At 64.4% G+C, this 3,552-nt stretch carries 2 protein-coding genes; both read left to right on the top strand.

Annotated elements, in window-relative coordinates; all coding sequences use genetic code 11:
• The first annotated feature begins 70 nt into the window (after positions 1-70).
• Positions 71-2,941 (top strand): valine--tRNA ligase, encoded by a 2,871-nt coding sequence (locus tag PHQ87_RS15015; protein WP_300236099.1) that lies wholly within the window; start codon positions 71-73, stop codon positions 2,939-2,941.
• Between the two features lie 217 nt (positions 2,942-3,158).
• On the top strand, positions 3,159-3,552 hold a 394-nt coding region (locus PHQ87_RS15010; protein ID WP_300236096.1), incomplete at its 3' end, for a bacteriohemerythrin.

Raw genomic sequence — 3,552 nt, 5'->3', positions numbered from 1 at the left:
CCCCGGCACACCCGTTTTCCCCGGTCCGCTGGCGACAGCGCGGCCCAATCAACTTTTCGACAAGCAGACCATGGACAAGAGCTACGAACCCCATTCCATCGAGCAGCGCTGGTACCAGACCTGGGAAGAGCAGGGCTACTTCGCCCCCGCCAGCGACACGGGCGCCAACGCCGATGCCTACTGCATCATGATCCCGCCGCCCAACGTCACCGGCTCGCTGCACATGGGGCATGCCTTCCAGGACACCATCATGGATGCCCTGATCCGCTACAACCGCATGGCCGGCAAGAACACCCTGTGGCAGCCGGGCACCGACCACGCCGGCATCGCCACCCAGATGGTGGTGGAGCGCCGCCTGCTGGCCCAGGGCAAGACCCGCCACGACCTCGGGCGCGAGAACTTCCTCGACGAGGTATGGAAGTGGAAAGGCGAGTCCGGCGGCACCATCACCCGCCAGCTGCGCCGCATGGGCGCCTCGCCGGACTGGTCGAAAGAGCGCTTCACCATGGACGAGGGGCTCAACGATGCGGTGAAAGAGGTGTTCGTGCGCCTGTACAGCGAGGGCCTCATCTACCGCGGCAAGCGCCTGGTCAACTGGGACCCGGTGCTGCACACCGCCGTGTCCGACCTGGAGGTGATCTCGGAAGAGGAAAACGGCTACATGTGGCACTTCCGCTATCCGCTGTCCGACGGCAGCGGCCACCTGGTGGTCGCCACCACCCGTCCCGAAACCATGCTGGGCGACAGCGCGGTGGCGGTGAACCCGGAAGATGAGCGCTACAAGCATCTGGTCGGCAAGACAATCACCCTGCCGCTGGTGGGGCGCGAGATCCCCATCATCGCCGACGACTACGTCGATGCCGAATTCGGCACCGGCTGCGTCAAGATCACCCCGGCCCACGACTTCAACGACTACGCCGTGGGCCAGCGCCACAACCTGCCGCAGATCAACGTCTTCACCATCGACGCAAAGATCAACGACAACGCGCCGGAGCAGTACCGCGGCCTCGATCGCTACGAGGCGCGCGATCAGATCGTGCGCGACCTCAAGGAGCTGGAACTGGTCGAGAAGATCGACGACCACAAGCTGATGGTGCCGCGCGGCGACCGCTCGCACTCGGTCATCGAGCCGCTGCTCACCGACCAGTGGTACGTGAAGGTCGCGCCGCTCGCCGACGAGGCGATCAAGGTGGTGGAGGACGGCCGTATCCGCTTCGTGCCCGACAATTGGAAGAACACCTACTTCGACTGGATGCACAAGATCGAGGACTGGTGCATCTCCCGCCAGATCTGGTGGGGCCACCGCATCCCCGCCTGGTATGACGAGCAGGGCAATGTGTATGTGGGGCGCAGCGAGGCCGAGGTGCGCGAGCAGCACAAGCTGGGCTTCGATATCGCGCTGCGCCAGGACGAGGACGTGCTCGACACCTGGTTCTCCTCCGCCCTGTGGCCGTTCTCGACGCTGGGCTGGCCGCAGCAGACCGCGGCGCTGAAGACCTTCTACCCCACCTCGGTACTGGTCACCGGCTTCGACATCATCTTCTTCTGGGTCGCCCGCATGATCATGATGGGCCTGAAGTTCATGGGCGACGTGCCGTTCCGCGAGGTCTACATCCACGGCCTGGTGCGCGACGCCCACGGCCAGAAGATGTCCAAGTCCAAGGGCAACGTGCTCGACCCGATTGATCTCATCGACGGCATCGATCTGGAGACCCTGGTGCAGAAACGCACCACCGGCCTGATGCAGCCGGAGATGGCCAAGAAGATCGAGAAGCAGACCCGCGCCGAGTTCCCCGACGGCATCAAGCCCTACGGCACCGATGCCCTGCGCTTCACCTTCGCCGCCCTCGCCTCCACCGGCCGCGACATCAACTTCGATACCGGCCGCATCGAGGGCTACCGCAACTTCTGCAACAAGCTGTGGAACGCCGCACGCTACGTGCTGATGAACACGGAAGGCAAGGACTGCGGCCAGGATGTGGGTCGGACTTCAGTCCGACACGACGGCGTCGGGCTGAAGCCCGACCCACAATTGGAGCTGTCCCTGGCCGATCGCTGGATCCTGTCGCGCCTGCAACGCACGGTGGCCACCGTCAACGAGGCCATCGCCGGTTACCGCTTCGACCACGCCGCCCAGGCCATCTACGACTTCACCTGGAACGAGTACTGCGACTGGTATCTGGAATTGTCCAAGCCGGTGCTCACCAGCGGCGACGCCTCTGAGGCGCAGGAACGCGGCACCCGCCAGACCCTGGTGCGCGTGCTGGAGACGCTGCTGCGCCTGGCCCATCCGATCATGCCCTACATCACCGAGGAGATCTGGCAGCGCGTCGCGCCGCTGGCCGGAACTCTCCCCTCTCCCTCAGGGAGAGGGGCCGGGGGTGAGGGGAGTGATGCGCCTTTGGCAACGATCATGCGCCAGCCTTACCCGCAGGCCGGCGATATCGCCCTGGATGCCGCGGCCGAAGTGGAAATGCAGTGGGTGATGGACTTCATCGTCGGCGTGCGCAAGATCCGCTCCGGCATGAACATCGCCCCGAGCAAGCCCCTGCCTGTGCTGCTGCAGAACGGCTCCGCCGAGGACCAGAACCGCCTGGAACGCAACGCCCTGTTCCTGCAACGCCTGGCGCGCACCGAATCCATCACCTGGCTTAACGCCGGCGACAACGCGCCCGAATCCGCCACCTCCCTGGTGGGCGAGATGCAGCTGCTGGTGCCCATGGCCGGCCTCATCGACAAGGAAGCGGAGCTGGCACGTCTGGCCCGCGAGATGGGCAAGCTGGAGAAGGACATCGAGCGCATGCAGGCCAAGTTGTCCAACGAGGCCTTCACCGCCAAGGCCCCGGCCGAGCTGGTGGAGAAGGAGCGCACGCGCCTGGCCGAGGTGCAAACGGCGCTGGCGCAACTGAGCGAGCAACAAGCACGCATCGCCCGTCTATAATCTCCCGCCAATGTGTGGGGCCCGATTCATCGGCCGATGACGTCGGATAGCTCGTGCTGTCGTCCGACATCGCCGGGCTCCCACCAATCAGGCCGCACCGCTCATTTGCCACCGCCGTCCGTTTGCGGCACGATTTGCATTCGAATCGTGCCGTTGCACGGCACTTTTCCAGCCCATCCGGGTCAACAGTCTTTGTTGACCAGAGGGCGGAGGAGACATGGCGGATTTGATCGAATGGCAATCCCATCTCAACCTCGGCATTGCGCCGCTGGATTACCAGCATCGTGAGCTGGCGGACATGCTCAATCTGCTGGTCAACGCGCGGGCCGATCCCGGCCAGGATCACGCCGCCCTGTTGCAGCGCATCCACCGTCACGCCCGCGCCCACTTTCTCTATGAAGAAAAACTGATGCTGTCCAGCGGTTTCCCGGACCACATCAGCCACCAGCGCGAGCACACCATGCTGCTTGCCGAACTGAAGTCCCTCACCAGCGCCATCGTCGCCGGCCGGGTTCCGCTCGATCATGAGCTGATGTCATCCCTGCGCCACTGGTTCATCGCCCACCTCGTCACCAGCGACCGCGCATTTGCCACACACTTTGTGAAAATTG

It is taken from the genome of Hydrogenophaga sp., from assembly GCF_028698005.1.
GTDB lineage: Bacteria > Pseudomonadota > Gammaproteobacteria > Burkholderiales > Burkholderiaceae_C > Hydrogenophaga.
The sequence above is the reverse complement of the archived record's forward strand: the minus strand, read 5'-3'. Positions and strand labels throughout refer to the sequence as shown.